Here is a 16,430-nt window from a genome sequence, read left to right as displayed (position 1 = left end):
ACTTCCCGCAGCACTGGTGCCGGGTGATACCCAGCTCCATGAATGCCCTGATCCGCTCTGCGAAAAGAGCATCGCTTTTTCGTCCACCATCCAGGCCAGCATCGGTGCGGTTCCATAAGCGGTATCGCCAATGAGCCGATCCGGCTTGATGGCGAACTGTTCTTCGACCCGCTCAATCTTGGTCTTGGTGCTTTCGACCTCGGCGGTTCGATGGGCAGGCGTTGGCTCCACGTCCATGATCACACCATGCTCGACATCAATCAGGTAATTGGTCGAATAAGCGAAGAACGCTGGGCCGCCTGGAGCTGCCTTCCAGCGCGCAAGGGGATCGGTCAGCGACAAGCGCTTCGGTAGTGTTTCAGCCAAAGCCTCTTCATCCAGCGCTTCAAGGTACTCACGAACGGCGCGAGTACTGAGCGACGGATCGCGCCAGTTGATTTCATCATCGCCAGGTACGCCACGTTGCCGACTGGCATCTGCCTTGATCACACTTGCGTCCACAGCAAAACCTTCGCCCTTGACCAGACCCGCGTCCATGCACCGACGCAGCACCTCGTTGAACAGCCAGCGAAACAGTGAGCTGTCACGAAAACGACTGTGCCGATTCTTGGAAAACGTAGAGTGGTTGGGGACTTCGTCTTCAAGACTCAAACGGCAGAACCAGCGATACGCCAGGTTCAAATGAGCCTCTTCGCACAACCGACGTTCGGAACGAATGCCGTAGCAGTAGCCCACGACCAACAGGCGGATCATCAGTTCGGGATCAATCGATGGACGCCCGATTGGGCTATAAAAATCGGCGAGATAATGGCGCAGATCGCTTAGATCGAGGCATCGATCAATGCTGCGCAGGAGGTGATTGGCTGGGATGTGATCTTCAATGTTGAACGAGTAAAACAGTCTCTCTTGTCCGCTCGACAATTGTCCCATCATGCTGCGAATCCTCCCGCTGGCCGATGACCTGATTTTGCCGAAGGCCGAGCAGCAGATCTACTTTTTCAACAGAATCGGCCAGAAGCGGCCATTCGCAGCCTACATAGGGTAGTGTGTCGAATTAATCGTCGAAGCTTCCCCCCTTCACTTGAGGATCTCTAATGACAAGCCAATCCGCTATTGTCGAGGTGGTTCAAGAAACCGATTCCGTATTGCTGAGATCTTTGAATGGCCTTCTCCCGCAGCTTTCAAAAAACGCTCAAGCGATGAAAATGGAGGATTTGAATCAGATTGTGGATTCAGAGTGCTCCGATTTGTTGGTGGTGAAAGCACCAGATGGCGGAATCTTGGGGGCGCTAACTCTTATTCATTTTCGCATTCCCACAGGTATTCGTGCTTGGATCGAAGACGTCGTAGTAGATGCTAATGCTCGCGGCCAAGGGGTTGGCAAGGCACTCATACAAGCTGCAATAGATAAAAGCCGTGACCTCGGTGCGAAAACACTCGATTTAACATCCAACCCAGATCGTGAATCTGCTCATCGTCTATACGAGGGCGCGGGATTCTCGGTGCGCACAACCAAGGTCTACCGATATACCAAATGACCAGAGAATCATGGGGCAACGCATGACGCTCACTCATCTGTACAGCACCGACCTGAACTGCGCCTGAGGGTTGATTCAAGCCGGTTGCGACAGTCTGTTATTGGCCGATTCTGTTGAAAAAGTCGGTTTTCCCAATACGCTCGAATACTGATGGGTGAAAGCACCTGTTTTGCACGCTGCTACGTGAAATCCAAGACCTGAACCCTCTGCCCAAAATTCAGATTTCAATCTCAGGCGCGTGCTTTTCTACCGTGGAATTCGAAGCCGACTTTTTCAACAGAATCGGCCAGAAGCGGTCATTCAGGACGGAGATAACTGGCGTCTGACAAGCTGGAAAAATCGACCAATCGGACGTTCATGTCGATAAATCCGCTAGTCCGTCTCATGCTCGACCAGCCGGCATCAATGTCCCGCAAGTGGCGCAATCAACCCCATCGAGTTCTCGCAGCGCGCGGCTCGCGATTTAGCCGCAACAGCCCCTAGCGCAGCGCATGCTCACAATTAGCGCGTACCTGTACAGAAATAACTCCACGCATTTTTACAGCGCTCGCAGGGTTCTATCGGCCCCACGATGGCCTTCGGCTGTATCGCCGCCGAACAGTCGTCAGCTCGATAGCCAAACCTCTATTTCCCCCGCCTGCCACAAATCGAAGGTTGCTGTCCGTTCATCGGGATTGAGTGATGTCATGACGACATCACGGCAAGATAGCTGTACAAGAGTTGTACAAGAAATAAAACTTGTACAGGTTTCGGCTAGCCAAAAAATAACGCCGCTACTCGTTGCCGTCGAACAAAAGAATACCTGCGCAGGATGCGGACCAAGGGCGGATACATACGCTTGCAGGTGTCCCTAAATTGCTCCTCTCATTACGCAGGTACATCATGCCATCGCACACTCCCCGGCTCTCTACACGTACCAGTCTCTATGCCGGCTATGCCAGCCTGCTCGCGTTTATGTTGCTGATCGCCGCTATCTCGCTGTACGCCCTGGCCAGCAGCAATAAAGACTTTTTTCTCTACGTTAATGGCGTTGATGCACGCACCCGCCTGGTCAACGCACTGAACGACGCCGCCGCCCAGCGCGCGATTGCCCTGCGTAACATCGCCTTGAACAGCAATGTCACCGCAAGAGGACAGCAGCGGGGCGCGATTGCCGTCAACGAACAAATGGTGGCCAGCAGCCTCGCCGCGCTACGCCAGGCAATCGATAACCATGATGATGTGTCGCCCAAGGCACGTGAACTGTTCTCAACCATCGAGCAGGTCGAGAGCCGCTACAAACCGGTAGCGCACACCATTGCCGAGCACCTGTTCAAGGGTGAAGACGACGAGGCCCTGCGCATGGTCAGCGAGCAGTGCACACCACTACTGGCCGAGCTCACCCAGGCAATTGGCGAATACCTGCGCTACAGCAACCAGAAGGCAGAACTGCAGGTCAGCGAAAATGACGCACACTATCTGTCACAACGCAACCTGCTGCTCGCCATTACGGCGCTGGCCGTCTTACTAGCAGCGGTATTGGGCTACGCCATCAGCCGCAACCTGCTGCGCGCGCTGGGTGCCGAACCGAGTGAACTCAACCAGCTCGCCCAACGGGTTGCCAAGGGCGATTTGCGCGTTAGCGAGCGCACGATTGAGCCACCACAAGCCAGCATCATGGCTGCCCTCCTGAGCATGCAGGAGAACCTGCGGGACATGACCAAGGGCATAAACCTGTCCTCACAGACCGTGGCCGAATCCAGCCAGGAGCTTAGCCAATCGAGCCTCAGAAACGCCGAAAGCGTGGCCATGGCACAGTGCGAGGTCGAGCAGATCGTCACCGCCGTTCACCAAATGGCCGCCACCGTGCAGGATGTCGCGCGCAATGCCGAATCCGCCGCCAGTGCTGCCAGCGAGGCCGATAGCGCGGCCCTGTACAGCCAGCAGAAGGCCAAAGATGCCGTTAACATGATCGGCGATCTGGCTGAGACAATCGAACAGTCCAACATGGCCATGGGCCGGCTGAAGCATGAAACCGGCAATATCGGCGGCGTGCTTGAAGTCATCAAATCGGTGGCCGACCAGACCAACCTGCTGGCCCTCAACGCAGCCATCGAAGCTGCCCGTGCTGGCGAGGCCGGACGCGGCTTCGCGGTTGTAGCCGACGAGGTGCGCAGCCTGGCACAACGTACCCAGAAGGCCACCTCAGAGATTGAGGGGCTGATCGCCAGTCTGCAGAAAATTGCCGACGAGACCTCGCAGCATATGGAACGCTGCAAGCGTTCCAGTGCGCAGTCGGTGTCCGGCGTTTCCGAGGCCGGTGACGCGGTGAGCACGATCGTAACCATGATCGAGCGGATCAACGGCATGAACCACCAAATCGCCGCTGCCGCCGAGCAGCAGAGTACCGTTGCCGAGCAGATCAGCCGGGGCATCGTGACCGTCAGCGAAAGCGCCGAGCAATCCGCTGCAGCCTTTCGCAGCGCTCAGCAGGAAAGCGAAGGACTGGCACGCACCAGCGTGACTTTGCGAGAGAACATCTCGCGCTTTCAGCTCTAGGGTCTGTTGCCGTTTCATCGCGAGCCGCGTTGCTGCCAGAAATGGCCCCCGGTGAGGCGCAGGACGCCCTGCTATTGGTGGTTTGTGTACGGTCGGCAGGACGCCGGGGGAGGGGGGAAGTCGTTTCCGCAACCTGATGCGCCCCTTGGTCTATGCGGCTTGCTAGGGCATCAAAAAATGCTCTGGTGCGGAAACGATGAATACCTAAGCTGTTGTCGATGTGTATTGTTAAGTCGGCAGTCTTGAAAACCGGCGGACGTTAATAGCGTCTCCAGGGTTCGAATCCCTGGTTTCCCGCCAAGACTCGAACGAAAGCCCTGCAGTAGCGGGGCTTTTGCGTTTCTGGGGTTTGATGGCGTAAGACGGTTTCTCAAGGGAGGACCGAAACCTTGACGGGTTCGAAGGGCTTGGCGTCCTCACCAATCCTTCGGTCAACCTATTTGGTGACCGTCCCTATACGGCAATCGGTTCAAGGCGCTTGCGCTTGGTCCACATCGGCACCCATCCCCATCGTCTCTGCAATTTACACGCGCCACCCTTGGGGTGCAGGCGCAGCGTAGTCCCCCACTGATTATCCGATTAGATTTGTGGCTTTTAGGGCGAGCTTTTACTCGTCATCTTTTTGTTTTTTTACTATTATCGTCCATCTGCGTACTCAAGGAAGAGAGGTTGAGCGCCTTGAGTCTGGTAGAAAATTTACACTCGATCAGAGTGAGTTATTACTTTTACCCAGAACCTAACGACTCAGCCAACCGTAATGACCTCTTGGTGGAACCGATGGATAAAATGTGTGGCATCGTTGTAGTGGTAGGACTGGCCCTCTCGGGATGCGCGACGAAAACTCCAGAAAAACCTAACGTGGCTCCACCTCCTGCCGCTGTCCAGGAAGCCCCCCCTGAAGTCGCACATCCGGCACCAGAAAATTGGACTGTTCGCTACGAGGCCGCCCCTGCGAACGCCAGCGCTGATTCCCACGTCCCTGCCGCTCCGGAATCCGTTCAGTCAGAATCAGAGACAAGCCTGAACCAGAACCGCGCTGAGCAATGCCGTAAAGAGCTGGATGTCCTGAAGGTTTACAACAAAGTGTCGTACAACAAATACGAGGCGGAATACCAAGCCATTGCAGCCAAGACGGCTAAATACATGGAAATCAAAGACTCGTTAGGTCCTGATTTAAACTATATGGTCATGCCCGCTTATCAATTTCAGATTCGCGAGTTCTGCTTCCGCGTTAAGACCCGTTTGTCGGAGCTCGTGCTTCGCCAAGCCAAGTAATGATTCCACGTTAGGGTGAGTCTTTTGCCCGTGAGGGAGACACTGAAAAAGACTTCCCTCTCTGGTGAAATACTCGCCTCGCGCGAATCGATGAGGATTCAAGGCCACGGCCTGCGGGCAGTTGCATAGTGGCCTTGAAAGCCGGAGGACGTTAAAAGCGTCTCCAGGGTCCGAATCCCCGGTCTACCGCCAAGATTCAAACGAAAGCCCCGCCTTAGCGGGGCTTTTGCATTTCTGCGGGTTGGTTCAGCCATCACTCGCACCTTTGATCGTTTGCGCACCATTTCAGGCGGTTTGGGCCACGCTCCGCACATGGCGGTCAGCGAATCGGCTTCACGATCTGCCCGGCACGTCGATGAACCGTTTGCATGACGCCCCCCTCAAGATGGGCTTCGTCGGCAAAAAAGCCACCGAGCTCGACATCCTTCTCATACTGGCTAGCTTTGTAACAAGATTTTACATTTTCGCCAGGGCTGGCTAAGATCGGCCCATTGGAGATGGCATTCCTCCATTAACCAACCGCTGCGCCCGTAGCAGCTGATGATGCCTACAGAAACCTGATCAAACCAGGTCTGTAGGCGTTCGCGCCCAGCATCCGTTTTTGGTCAGGCCCACTTACTTTTTTGTGGCTGGCCAAATGTCTAAATTTCGACGACCTGAACAACTCGACTTACTGCCCTACCTAGCGAAATGGCTTGCGCTTGCAGGTCTTGTAGCGCTTTTGGCAGGTTCTGCTTCTGCGTTATTCCTGCTTTCCCTGGATCATGCCACCCAGTGGCGAGAGACCCATCCCTGGGTCATCTGGCTCCTGCCCGTAGCTGGCTTTGCCGTGGGACTTGCGTATCACTTGATAGGCAAGCCCGTTGATGCCGGAAACAATCTGATCATCGATGAGATCCACGATCCTAAAAAGGTTGTCCCCTTGCGCATGGTTCCGATGGTGCTTATCGGAACGGTGGTTTCCCACCTCTTTGGCGCATCTGTTGGGCGTGAGGGTACGGCGGTGCAAATGGGCGGGGCCCTTGCCGATCAACTGACGCATGTCTTCCGGCTGCGTCGCGAGGATCGCCGGGTGATTCTTATGGCCGGCATCAGCGCTGGCTTTGCGTCCGTCTTCGGCACCCCTCTTGCCGGGGCTTTATTCGGACTTGAAGTATTGGCCATTGGACGTATGCGTTACGACGCGCTTTTCCCTTGCGTGGTTGCGGCAATCGTTGCTGACCAGGTGGGGCAAGCCTGGGGCGTGGTTCATACGCATTACGTCATTGGCGAAGTGGTTCCGGTACAGCTCTGGAGTGTCATGGCTGTGGTCGCCGCTGGGATTGTCTTCGGCCTTGCGGGCCTGTTATTCGCGACAGCGACTCACACGCTCGGGGCGTTGGTTAAGCGGCTCATCACCTATTCACCCTTAAGACCCTTCGCCGGCGGCCTGCTGATCGCAGTCGCAGTGTGGGCGCTCGGTCGTGACCATAACGTCGACGTCTATACGTATATCGGACTGGGCATTCCGAGCATCGTCCAATCCTTTCAAATGCCAATGGCTCCTTGGGACTGGTTTGGAAAGATGGTGTTCACCGTTGTCTCCCTGGGCAGTGGATTCAAGGGCGGCGAAGTCACTCCGCTGTTTTACATTGGCGCCACATTGGGCAATGCGCTAGCGCCCCTGCTGCATCTTCCCTTCGCCATGCTGGCCGGTATCGGTTTTGTCGCCGTCTTCGCGGGCGCGGCTAATACGCCACTGGCAACCATTGTGATGGCCATGGAACTCTTCGGGCCCGAAATTGCTCCGCTTGCAGCCATCGCCTGTATCGCCAGTTACCTCGTATCCGGACATACCGGGATCTATCACGCCCAGCGCGTCGGCCACAGCAAGCATCACCGTCCTTTGCCGGAGGAAATCCGGCTCTCCGATATCAAGCAATTTCATGCTCAAAGTGAATCCGCCAGCGAGCAGAAAGTGCAAGAGTGAGGGGCAGCTTGCGGTCCAAAACGACCGATCAATCAAGGGCAGGACTGTCCATTTGCAAAGCAATGGCATCAGGTCATAGCTTTTGGGTCTACAGTCTTGTCTATCGGGCACTGGAAGAAATTGAAATGAACGTGTCGTCTTCGATCTCGCCGCCAAGGAATGTCGTCCTGCTGGGATATGGCGGTTTGCTACCGTTTATTGGTCTCGCGCTACTCGTCCTCACTTCTCGAGAATATCGGCCGTTTTGCGCTGTGGCGCTGGTCAATTATGGCGCTGTCATCTTGAGCTTCATCGGCGCCTTGCACTGGGGCTTTGCCATGTCAGTGCATAGCATGAGTGCCCAATTGCGCCGCGACCGGTTTATATGGAGCGTCATCCCGGCTCTTATCGCTTGGCTCAGCACGTTACTACCAGTGCCGTTGGGGTGCTCGCTGTTGATCGTCGGATTTGTCGTCCACTTCTGGCAGGACCGACAGTTGGTTCGGGTTGTGAGCCTGCCCGCCTGGTACCTGCCCATGCGGTTGCGCCTGACCACTGTGGCTTGCGTTTGCCTGCTTGTTGGCGCAATCGCTGTAGCCATTCATTCGTGAAACCGCGCCTGCCCGGGTCGTCTGCAGTGCCGGGCAGTCGCTTGTCGCGGCTGATGCGTTTTGGCAGTTTGGCCTCGGGCGTGGTGGGCGGCATGCTGGCCGAAGGTGCACGGCAGTTGTCTCAAGGTAAACGTCCGGTGTTCAGTGACCTGCTGTTGACGCCGGGTAATGCGCAGCGCGTGGCCGAGCAATTGTCGCAATTGCGTGGTGCGGCCATGAAGATCGGACAGTTGTTATCAATGGATGCGGGTGATTTATTACCGAGCGAGCTTAGCGACATTCTTGCCCGCCTGCGTTCCGATGCGCATCCGATGCCCATGAGCCAGTTGGTAGCGGTCCTTGAAGAGAGCTGGGGTAAGGGCTGGGAAGGGCGTTTCGATCGGTTTTCCTTTACACCATTGGCGGCGGCATCCATCGGCCAGGTTCATGCCGCGCAAGGCAAAGACGGCCAACGCCTGGCGATCAAAGTGCAATATCCAGGTGTGCGCGAGAGTATTTCCAGCGATGTGGATAACGTCGCTACTTTGCTGCGCATGTCCGGGCTGCTGCCTCCCGGTATGGACGTCGTACCGCTGCTCCACGAGGCCAAGCGTCAATTGCAAGATGAAGCGGATTACCTGAAAGAAGCCACGCACTTGCGGCGCTTTCATCAACTGTTAGCCGACAGTCCGGACTTTCTGGTTCCGCGTGGGTATGCCGAGTTCAGTACGCCGAACATTCTGGTGATGTCCTTCGCCGACGGCGGCCCATTGGAGAGCCTTGAACATGCGCCACAGGCAGAGCGTGACCGGGTCATCACATTGCTGTTCGGCCTGCTTCTGCGCGAGGTGTTTGAGTTTCAGTGCGTCCAGACCGACCCCAACTTTGCCAATTACCGTTATCAGCAAGAAACCGGGCAGATAGTGTTGCTCGACTTCGGCGCCACGCGCCTTTATAGCCGTGACGGCACCGAGGCATTTCGGAGGCTGCTGGTTGCAGGCTGGCGTGACGACCGCGCCGCCATCACCGAGGCCGCGCTGGAAGTTGGCTACTTTCAGCATGAAACCCTGGCCAAGCATCGGTTATTGCTGACGGACCTCATCTGCCAGGCCTGTGAGCCACTGCGGCATCAAGGCGCCTATGACTTTGCAATATCCGACCTCGCAGGACGCTTGCGCGATGCAGGGTGGCAACTGGGTGCCGATCGCGACTTCTGGCACACGCCACCGGTAGCTGTCCTGTTTCTGCATCGCAAGGTGGGTGGTTTGTACATGTTGGCTGCGAAGCTGAAGGCGAGGGTGGACGTGCGACGCCTGTTCGAGCCGTACGTAATGTGAGCGATTCCGGCGCGGAAAGTACCCCGGCAGGCTTACTCCTCGCTGCTTCGTTCTGTGACAACTCCTGTGCCTTCTAGCCAGTGGGGTAAGCGGTTTGCAGCAGCCGTACAGCGATGTGACAGCGTACACGACAAAGGCTTTGAGGGGCGGCAGCTGTCGGCCAGGAGCGGGCAGTCACTGTTGTTCGCCATCAAACGATGGACCGCGCCTCGCTTATCTCAGTTTGAACGCTGGTTTATCGCCGAATTGGCGCACTTCTACACCAACAATATAGATTCATGAGGTCCATGGAATTCTGAGCGTCTGCGGCTTAACATTGACGCCGACTCAACAGGAAGGCGGCAATGGATCTGAAGTTCAGTCACGTCGATGTACTGGTCAATAATCTCGAAGAAGCCTGTGCTTACTACGCACAGATACTTAATGCCAGGATATCCAAAACGCTCGTTTGGGAACGAGGTGGCCTGCATGTGCGCTACGCGATAGCGCTGATCGGTCAAGAGCGTTTCATGTTGGTACAGCCATTGGCGGGGAACCTGAGGGAGCTATTAGACTCCTCGGGAGAAGGGATGATTTATCGCCACTGCTATTCGACGCCGGATATCGAGAAGGCCTACGACGACCTGATGTTCGCCGGTGTTCAGCCAGAAGACGAAAACGGAAAGCCCTTGGTCCGCGCGAACCTGCAGTCACCGTCCGGGACACGCATTATCTGGTTGCCTAAGCGATTTGGGCACTTCTCCATCGAAATCCTGGAAGACAAGGCGTTAGAGGCATTTGTACAGGCTGCATTTTCCTGAGTCATGCGGCGATGAACGTCCGCTTGCGGCCAAAAGCGAACATCCCCGCCCACACACCGCCAGCGTCACACTTCATGTATTGGACAGTCGCCACTGACTGGGTGAAACCTTCTCCCATTGGCGAAACGCCCGGTAATAAGAGTTGACGTCCTCGTAACCGAGCAGATAAGCCACCTCTTTCAGTTCAAGGGTCGTATCAGCAAGCAAATGAAATCCGACTTGGCGCCGAGCCTCGTTGAGCAGTGCGCTGAACGTCGTACCCTCCGACGCTAATCGTCGTTGTAACGTTCGCTCGCTCTGCAAGAGTTCTTGGGCGAGATTCTGCAAACTTGGCCGCCCCGCCGCCAGGGCTCTTTTCAGCAATTCAATGACCTGCTCACGGAATCCTGCGGGAGCCTCAATTTCTCGCATTGCGGCAGTAAGGCCGGGGGTCATCATGTGCAATACGTCCGGATTGTGTTCAAGAAACGGTAAATCGAGGTCGGCGGCGCTCACGGTCAACTCGTCACGGTCCGCGCCGTAGCGAATGGGGCAACCGAAATAAATCGAATGGGTTTCCGGGGTCGGCGTTGGCCGTCTTAAACTCAATTGGACGGGCACCAAGTGTTTGCCGGTGCCTCGTCGACCTAGTTCCAGTAACAGAGCAAATCCAGCGTCCACTGAGGCGAAAGGTGCCGGCCCCGTACCAGAAGGCCACTGAATGGTGAATGACACATTGCCCTGACGCTCTTCGATGCAAATCTGGTCGGGACTGCATAGGCGTTTGAAGCGGGAATACCTCGCAATTGCGTCGCGCAAGTCGGCGCCATATAACGCGGCGAGGAATGCCATTTTGTGTTTCGCACTGGGCGTGTCGCGAACCATTTTTATCGCGAAGGAGGGGTCTGCAGAAAGCGCCTCGATAGCATTCCAAACCGCAAAGAGCTGGCGCGTGCTGATAACAGCGGCTTCGTTCAGGTGAATGTCATGGGGCAGTTGAGCCTGATGTTGAATCAACGCGGGATCGAGTCCCAATTGCTCTATCGACTGCCAGAATACTCTGGGCAATTTACACCGCTCGGCGCCGGTCTGAAGGTGCGACATGTCTATGCTCCGAACCGCAGGTGAGCGGCAGTGCGTAGCGAAACGCCCGCTAATGGCGCGTTCCGCAAGTATTCTGGCGTAAACCGCCCAAGGGGTTATGCCGCTTCGCTCTTAACATTGTCGTCACTAAACCGGGCCAAGAGGCGCTCACGATGACAATGACGTTCTATACCAATCCCAACTCTCGCGGGCGCATGGTGCGCTGGATGCTCGAAGAAATCGGCTGCACCTATGAAACGATCATTCTGGATTACCAGCCGACCAGCCAGGATGATCGCTGGGGCGGTGCTGCGCTGGCAGCGCCGGCGGCAGCCGACCCAGATGATCCCAGCGTTATTTTTTTTCGCGACGTGAACCCGATGGGGAAGATCCCCGCACTCGTGCATAACGGGCAAACCATAACAGAAACCGCCGCGATCTGTGCGTATCTGGCTGATGCGTTCCCCGAAGCAAACTTGGCCCCCGTGGCAGCGGAGCGGGCGTCCTACTACCGTTGGATGTTTTTCGCCGCGGGCCCCTTGGAGCAGGCGGTAACCAACCACCGCGCCGGCTTCAACCCCACGCCGGACCAGGAGTTCTTCTTTGGCTATGGGAGCTACGAGCGCACCGTGGATCAACTCGAACGCGCAGTGTCGGCTCAGCCGTTCATTGCCGGAGCGCGTTTCACCGCCGCTGACGTTTATGTGGGCTCTCACATCGGCTGGGGGTTAGGGTTGGGCACCTTGCCGCACAGCGCTGCGTTTCTTGCTTACGCCGAGAAATTAATGGGCCGCGACGCTTATAAACGTGCGGTAGCGATGGATGCAGCGCTGCTGGGGGCAACGCGCTAATACGCGAAATGAGCCTTCACAAAGGCCGCCACGGGCCGCTTCCTTCCGGTCAAGACCAGCAGAAAACGGCCAGAAGCGGACGGTCACATCAGGCAGGAACCGACCGAGAGTGAAGGGCGCGCGCCAGGAACAACAAGACTGTTCGCGCCGGCGATCGGTAGAGGCGGCTTGCCGGTTCTACTGGGGTAGCTTGGCGATCACCTTGATCTCGAAGTCAAAGCCGGACAACCAGGTCACGCCGATAACGGTCGCCGTGGGGTAGGGCGCCTCGCCCCAGTACTCGGCCGCGACTTCCCAGATGGTTTCGAATTTGGAGTCGGGGTCTATGATGAAGATCGTCGTGTCGACCACATCCTCGAAACTGCTGCCGGCCTCGGCCAGGATCGCGTTGAGATTGGTGAAGGCCAGGCGAACCTGTGCTGCGAGGTCCGGCTCGGCCGAGCCGTCCTTGCGGCTGCCGACCTGGCCGGATACGAACAGAAAGCCGTTGGCGCGAATCGCCGGCGAGTAGCGGTGGCGTTCGTACAGTTCATGGCGGTCAGCCGGGAAAATGGCATCGCGTGTGCTGGTCATTGCATGGCTCCTTCGGGGCCGTTGCGGCCCGCTGTTTACGAGGTCTCCACTGTAGAAAGAAGGACGACCTGAATAAACGGGCAACTCTGGTCATGACTGTTTGTAGAATCCAAACTATCTAAACCCGAGTGAGGCGTGAAATGGACCGTTTCGATGCAATGCAGGCCTTTGCCCGTGTGGTGGAAACCGGCAGCTTCACCAAGGCGGCAGCCACCCTGCACATGAGCAAGACCACCGTGACGCAGCTCGTTCAGCAACTGGAAGCGAGGCTGCGTGTGCGCCTGCTCAACCGCACCACGCGCAAGGTCAACGTCACCGCCGACGGCGCGGCCTACTACGAGCGCGTCGTGCGGTTGCTGGTCGATATCGACGATGCCGAGACAAGCCTGTCCAGCGCATCGATGACCCCGCGCGGGCGGCTGCGTGTGGATGTACCCAGCCCCCTGGCGCGAATGCTGCTGATACCCGCCTTGCCGGGCTTTTTCGCACGCTACCCGGAAATCCAGCTGACGGTGGGCGCGAGTGATCGCATCGTCGACATCATTGGCGAAAACGTTGACTGCGTGTTGCGTGGTGGTGAGATCACCGATCAGTTCCTGGTGGCAAGGCACGTGGGTGATTTGAAACTCGGCATCTATGCCACACCCGGCTATCTGCAGCGCTTCGGTACGCCGGCGCACCCCCGTGAGCTGGAGGAGGGCAGTCACAGTACCGTCGGCTTCCTCTGGTTTCGTACGGGCAAAACTTTGCCCTATGCGATGCAGAGGGGGGAGGAGCGCATCAACGCCCAAGGCCGCCCGCAATTGACGGTCGACGACGGCAATGCGTACCTCGCTGCCGGCCTGGCTGGGCTGGGCATGCTATGGCTCCCGCACTACATGGCCAGGCCGCACGTGGTCAGCGGCGAGTTGCTGCCGCTGTTCGAGGACTGGCACATGGCGCCAATGCCGATGTATCTGGCCTTCCCGCCGAATCGCCATGTCAGCCCCAAAGTGCGGGTATTTATCGACTGGGTAATGGAATTGATGTCCGAGCATGCGCCGGTGGGTGGTTGAAGCCGGTGCGCATCCATTTCACTCGCTCACCACCCGCAACCTTTTCACCCGATACATTTCCCCATCGGCATGGCTCAACAGCGTATCCGCATCTTCCCCATCCCCCGGGTAGAACGCCACGCCTACGCTGCAGGATGGCATCTTCACCCCGCCAAACTCCGGCCCCAGCGGCTCAGCCATGACCGCGAGTATCTGCGCCACCCTTGCGTCAACCGCATCCGGCGACTGGATATCCGTGATCAGCACCGTGAACTCATCGCCGCCCATCCGGGCCACCAGGTCACCCTCGCGCACGCAACGCTCCAGTCGCCGTGCAATTGCGCAGAGCACGCGGTCGCCCATGGCATGGCCGTGCACGTCGTTGATGGCCTTGAAGTCATTGATGTCCAGAAACAGCAACGCCAGGGTGTGGTTGTGAGTCCGTGCGGCTTGCAAGGCGTGGTCCAGCCGGTCATTGAACAGCGAGCGGTTGGTGAGGGCCGTCAGCGGGTCATGGTGGGCGAGGAAGCGTAGCTCCTCCTCGGCCTGGGTGAGCGCGGTGACGTCCCGCGCGACGCCGATCCGCGCCCCGACTTCCTTGGACCAGAAGGCCGCCCACAGGATGTGCACGACGCTGCCATCCTTGCGGATGTAGCGATTGCGAAAGTCGACATGGGGTTGGCCATTCATGACCCGGACAATGGAGGCGCGGGTGCGCGCCAGGTCTTCCGGGTGCATGTAGTGGGTGATCAGGGTGCCCGTCAACGCTTCGGCTGGGTAGCCGAGCAGTGCCTCACAGGCATCGCTCACGAAGACAATCACGTTGTCGCCGTCGACGACGAAGACCGTATCCAGCATCAAGTGGATCAGTTTGGGGTAGAGGGCTTGCAGGTCGACAGGCATGGGGCATCGGGCGTCCGGTTCATAGGTGCCGATCATAGCCCGATCATGAAGGGAGGCGGCGAAGGAGCCTGCACATTTTTAATGCTTTTCAGGCCCGCCGAGCCCTGATTGTTCAAAACCGCTGACGGAACGTATGATCGGGAGGGCCGACCTACAAGGTCGCCAAGCCTCACCCCCTATAAAGGACATGAGCATGCAAAAGCACTTCGGTAACTCAGGCCTGTTCAAGGCTGCTTCGTATCTCTGCAACGAAACCCTCGGCAGCGGCATCGCCAGCTGGGAGTTGAAAAATAGTGCGTTGAATACGAAGGAGTTTTTGATATGTCCAAAGAATTACTCGGAGTTTCTGCTCTAGGGTTGATGGTCGTCGGTGAGTTTTGTGCAATCTACAGCGAGGTGGTAACTGCCAAGCTGGCCCAGGCAGGCGACGGGTCATGGCAGGGGTTCATCATGCCGGTGGTGGTGATGTGCTTGGCCGGGCTGTGTCTGTTGGGGGCGTATTGGCTGGGGTATCGGGCGGTCGGTGACATCTGGGTGGTCACGGTGGTATCGATCACCTCGTTATTGGTGCTGGAGCCTGTGGTGATCTGGGCGCTGTTCCATGAAGTCCCCGGGCGAGGCGCATTGATCGGGTTTTGCCTGGGCGCCCTAGGCATGCTGGCCACGGTGTTGCTGTAGGTGCAGAGTCTGTCCCGGCACGGGGTCGCCGGGACAGCTCACCTGTTAATAGCAGGCAATACCTTCCCGTGCCGCAACGCCGGCGCGAAGATCAAGGCGGTAGAACGCCGCTCAACAAAAAAGCTGAGCCACCGACAGCAGGCAAATCATCTGAACAACCATCTGAGCTCGAATGGGATGTTTCATTGCCGTCACCTCATGTACAACTGCTGGTGAGCATGCCGTGGGCGATGTAGACAAAACCGCCAGGCCGTTCAAAGGTTGAGATACCACCCTGGATCGCCAACAACACACGCAGCTGTTGCGCTCAGTATAGAGCCTGAAATGAATTCTTCACGCTGGAGCCCATTCACCCGCCAGGCGGTATCGGTCTACAACTATCTCCCCCCTTCACTGCACTTTTTTTGATTTCTCCGCTCTATCTCTGTCGCAGCCCCGCCGATTCCCGCGTGGGCAGATGAACCAGATCGGGTGCCGATGGATCGCACGTTTCCTAATTTCAACCGTCGACGGATGCGCCAGCCCTTGTTGCTGGCCGCCGTGCTGATGCTCTGTGCCAGCGGTTGCAGCCAGCAACAGGGTCGGGATATCGCCAAGCAGTTCAGCAATGGCAAGCCCGATGAGTTCTTCCAGACCAGTGTCGATCGCATGGCCACGCTGGGTATGCGCGACAACCTGCAAAGCTTGTATCTGCTGATGAACAAGCTCTATCTGCGTAATCCCAGCCAGTGGCGTCAGTCGGGTTATCCGGATGCTGTCACGGCTGCGCGGGAGATTCGCCAAGCCATCGAGCAACGTCGCGCGCTACCGGCCCTGGGGGAGCGTCGTGATCTGGTGGCGCTGAGTTATTCCTTGAGCCCCGAGTTCAAGGGCGACCGGGTAGGCGCGTTTATCTATGCGATTGGCAGCATGATCGTGACGGCTCACGGTGGACGCACCGAGTTCTACATCACCGATTCGATCAACCCGCAGTTCGTCAGCAATGCCGCGCGTAATATCGAGAAGGCCACCTGGCTGCTGAGCCAGCGCCAGGATGCGAATGGCGTGCTGCTGCTGTTTTCCAACGAGATATCGGAGGAGGGCAGCAACCTGAGTTTCGCGGTGGAGTTCGGCAAGATCGTGGCGCGCCTTGACTTGCTGACCCAGATGCTCGATGAGCGCTACCGGCGCATCGGTCTCAACTATGCGCAGAGCTTGTTGCTGATGAATTTCCTACCGGTGCAATGATTGTTTGACGGTGGCGCGAGACCTGTCAGCCAGACGCATGAACACTTGGCCCTCTTGAAGGGTGGGTACGGGGTTT

At 57.4% G+C, this 16,430-nt stretch carries 15 protein-coding genes, 1 pseudogene and 1 riboswitch; of the genes and pseudogenes, 12 read left to right on the top strand and 4 right to left on the bottom strand.

Annotated features, from left to right (window positions below):
* Positions 1–75: 75 nt before the first annotated feature.
* Positions 76–933, bottom strand: a pseudogene (locus ATH90_RS16560) (transposase); the annotation flags it as partial.
* 161 nt (positions 934–1,094) lie between these two features.
* Between ATH90_RS16560 and ATH90_RS16555 the strand changes: the two are divergent.
* From ATH90_RS16555 to ATH90_RS16520, 7 genes are all read left to right on the top strand, one after another.
* Positions 1,095–1,538: a GNAT family N-acetyltransferase gene (locus ATH90_RS16555; RefSeq protein ID WP_098466815.1), complete on the top strand. Its 444-nt coding sequence runs from the start codon at positions 1,095–1,097 to the stop codon at positions 1,536–1,538.
* An 882-nt stretch (positions 1,539–2,420) separates the two neighbouring features.
* Positions 2,421–4,076 (top strand): methyl-accepting chemotaxis protein, encoded by a 1,656-nt coding sequence (locus ATH90_RS16545; RefSeq protein WP_098466814.1) that lies wholly within the window; start codon positions 2,421–2,423, stop codon positions 4,074–4,076.
* Between the two features lie 669 nt (positions 4,077–4,745).
* On the top strand, positions 4,746–5,351 hold the full coding sequence (locus tag ATH90_RS29615) for a hypothetical protein (protein WP_236296392.1): 606 nt from the start codon (positions 4,746–4,748) through the stop codon (positions 5,349–5,351).
* Positions 5,352–5,835: 484 nt separating this feature from the next.
* Positions 5,836–5,908: riboswitch (Fluoride riboswitch) on the top strand.
* Positions 5,909–5,988: 80 nt separating this feature from the next.
* On the top strand, positions 5,989–7,320 hold the full coding sequence (locus ATH90_RS16535; RefSeq protein WP_098466813.1) for a voltage-gated chloride channel family protein: 1,332 nt from the start codon (positions 5,989–5,991) through the stop codon (positions 7,318–7,320).
* Between the two features lie 125 nt (positions 7,321–7,445).
* The gene (locus ATH90_RS16530; RefSeq protein WP_098466812.1) at positions 7,446–7,910 is read left to right on the top strand and encodes a DUF3429 domain-containing protein; all 465 of its coding nucleotides are present in this window, start codon (positions 7,446–7,448) and stop codon (positions 7,908–7,910) included.
* Positions 7,911–7,963: 53 nt separating this feature from the next.
* Complete coding sequence (locus ATH90_RS16525; RefSeq protein ID WP_098466811.1) at positions 7,964–9,226, top strand: ABC1 kinase family protein; 1,263 nt, start codon at positions 7,964–7,966, stop codon at positions 9,224–9,226.
* Positions 9,227–9,570: 344 nt separating this feature from the next.
* Positions 9,571–10,026, top strand: a complete 456-nt coding sequence (locus ATH90_RS16520) for a VOC family protein (RefSeq protein WP_034106636.1) — start codon at positions 9,571–9,573, stop codon at positions 10,024–10,026.
* Positions 10,027–10,098: 72 nt separating this feature from the next.
* Here ATH90_RS16520 and ATH90_RS16515 read toward each other — a convergent pair whose 3' ends face one another.
* Complete coding sequence (locus ATH90_RS16515) at positions 10,099–11,109, bottom strand: AraC family transcriptional regulator (RefSeq protein WP_098466810.1); 1,011 nt, start codon at positions 11,107–11,109, stop codon at positions 10,099–10,101.
* 152 nt (positions 11,110–11,261) lie between these two features.
* Between ATH90_RS16515 and ATH90_RS16510 the strand changes: the two genes are divergently transcribed.
* Entirely contained in the window at positions 11,262–11,939 is a 678-nt protein-coding gene (locus ATH90_RS16510; protein WP_211290119.1) for a glutathione S-transferase family protein, read from the top strand.
* A 177-nt stretch (positions 11,940–12,116) separates the two neighbouring features.
* On the opposite strand, the gene ATH90_RS16505 is transcribed toward ATH90_RS16510, so the two are convergent.
* Positions 12,117–12,512 (bottom strand): RidA family protein, encoded by a 396-nt coding sequence (locus tag ATH90_RS16505; RefSeq protein WP_034106629.1) that lies wholly within the window; start codon positions 12,510–12,512, stop codon positions 12,117–12,119.
* A gap of 140 nt (positions 12,513–12,652) precedes the next feature.
* On the opposite strand from ATH90_RS16505, the gene ATH90_RS16500 reads away from it, so the two are divergent.
* The gene (locus ATH90_RS16500; protein WP_069077676.1) at positions 12,653–13,567 is read left to right on the top strand and encodes a LysR family transcriptional regulator; all 915 of its coding nucleotides are present in this window, start codon (positions 12,653–12,655) and stop codon (positions 13,565–13,567) included.
* Between the two features lie 18 nt (positions 13,568–13,585).
* Here ATH90_RS16500 and ATH90_RS16495 read toward each other — a convergent pair whose 3' ends face one another.
* On the bottom strand, positions 13,586–14,449 hold the full coding sequence (locus ATH90_RS16495; protein ID WP_034106967.1) for a GGDEF domain-containing protein: 864 nt from the start codon (positions 14,447–14,449) through the stop codon (positions 13,586–13,588).
* Positions 14,450–14,642: 193 nt separating this feature from the next.
* Between ATH90_RS16495 and ATH90_RS29395 the strand changes: the two genes are divergently transcribed.
* The 3 genes from ATH90_RS29395 to ATH90_RS16480 all read left to right on the top strand — a co-directional run bounded on the left by ATH90_RS29395 (position 14,643) and on the right by ATH90_RS16480 (position 16,354).
* Entirely contained in the window at positions 14,643–14,804 is a 162-nt protein-coding gene (locus ATH90_RS29395; RefSeq protein WP_164441122.1) for a hypothetical protein, read from the top strand.
* A gap of 5 nt (positions 14,805–14,809) precedes the next feature.
* Positions 14,810–15,127, top strand: a complete 318-nt coding sequence (locus ATH90_RS16485) for a hypothetical protein (RefSeq protein WP_170041158.1) — start codon at positions 14,810–14,812, stop codon at positions 15,125–15,127.
* A gap of 513 nt (positions 15,128–15,640) precedes the next feature.
* The gene (locus tag ATH90_RS16480; protein ID WP_098466808.1) at positions 15,641–16,354 is read left to right on the top strand and encodes a hypothetical protein; all 714 of its coding nucleotides are present in this window, start codon (positions 15,641–15,643) and stop codon (positions 16,352–16,354) included.
* Positions 16,355–16,430 lie beyond the last annotated feature (76 nt).

The sequence above is a fragment of the Pseudomonas lurida genome, from assembly GCF_002563895.1.
Lineage (GTDB): Bacteria > Pseudomonadota > Gammaproteobacteria > Pseudomonadales > Pseudomonadaceae > Aquipseudomonas > Aquipseudomonas lurida.
This window is presented reverse-complemented; position numbering and strand designations above follow the sequence as displayed.

Bases quoted from the DNA above. Each gene is read 5' to 3' on its own strand.
- ATH90_RS16555 (WP_098466815.1), top strand. From the start codon at position 1,095: ATGACAAGCCAATCCGCTATTGTCGAGGTGGTTCAAGAAACCGATTCC.
- ATH90_RS16545 (WP_098466814.1), top strand. From the start codon at position 2,421: ATGCCATCGCACACTCCCCGGCTCTCTACACGTACCAGTCTCTATGCC.
- ATH90_RS16535 (WP_098466813.1), top strand. From the start codon at position 5,989: ATGTCTAAATTTCGACGACCTGAACAACTCGACTTACTGCCCTACCTA.
- ATH90_RS16530 (WP_098466812.1), top strand. From the start codon at position 7,446: ATGAACGTGTCGTCTTCGATCTCGCCGCCAAGGAATGTCGTCCTGCTG.
- ATH90_RS16525 (WP_098466811.1), top strand. From the start codon at position 7,964: ATGCGTTTTGGCAGTTTGGCCTCGGGCGTGGTGGGCGGCATGCTGGCC.
- ATH90_RS16520 (WP_034106636.1), top strand. From the start codon at position 9,571: ATGGATCTGAAGTTCAGTCACGTCGATGTACTGGTCAATAATCTCGAA.
- ATH90_RS16515 (WP_098466810.1), bottom strand. From the start codon at position 11,109: ATGTCGCACCTTCAGACCGGCGCCGAGCGGTGTAAATTGCCCAGAGTA.
- ATH90_RS16510 (WP_211290119.1), top strand. From the start codon at position 11,262: ATGACAATGACGTTCTATACCAATCCCAACTCTCGCGGGCGCATGGTG.
- ATH90_RS16505 (WP_034106629.1), bottom strand. From the start codon at position 12,512: ATGACCAGCACACGCGATGCCATTTTCCCGGCTGACCGCCATGAACTG.
- ATH90_RS16500 (WP_069077676.1), top strand. From the start codon at position 12,653: ATGGACCGTTTCGATGCAATGCAGGCCTTTGCCCGTGTGGTGGAAACC.
- ATH90_RS16495 (WP_034106967.1), bottom strand. From the start codon at position 14,449: ATGCCTGTCGACCTGCAAGCCCTCTACCCCAAACTGATCCACTTGATG.
- ATH90_RS29395 (WP_164441122.1), top strand. From the start codon at position 14,643: ATGCAAAAGCACTTCGGTAACTCAGGCCTGTTCAAGGCTGCTTCGTAT.
- ATH90_RS16485 (WP_170041158.1), top strand. From the start codon at position 14,810: ATGGTCGTCGGTGAGTTTTGTGCAATCTACAGCGAGGTGGTAACTGCC.
- ATH90_RS16480 (WP_098466808.1), top strand. From the start codon at position 15,641: ATGCGCCAGCCCTTGTTGCTGGCCGCCGTGCTGATGCTCTGTGCCAGC.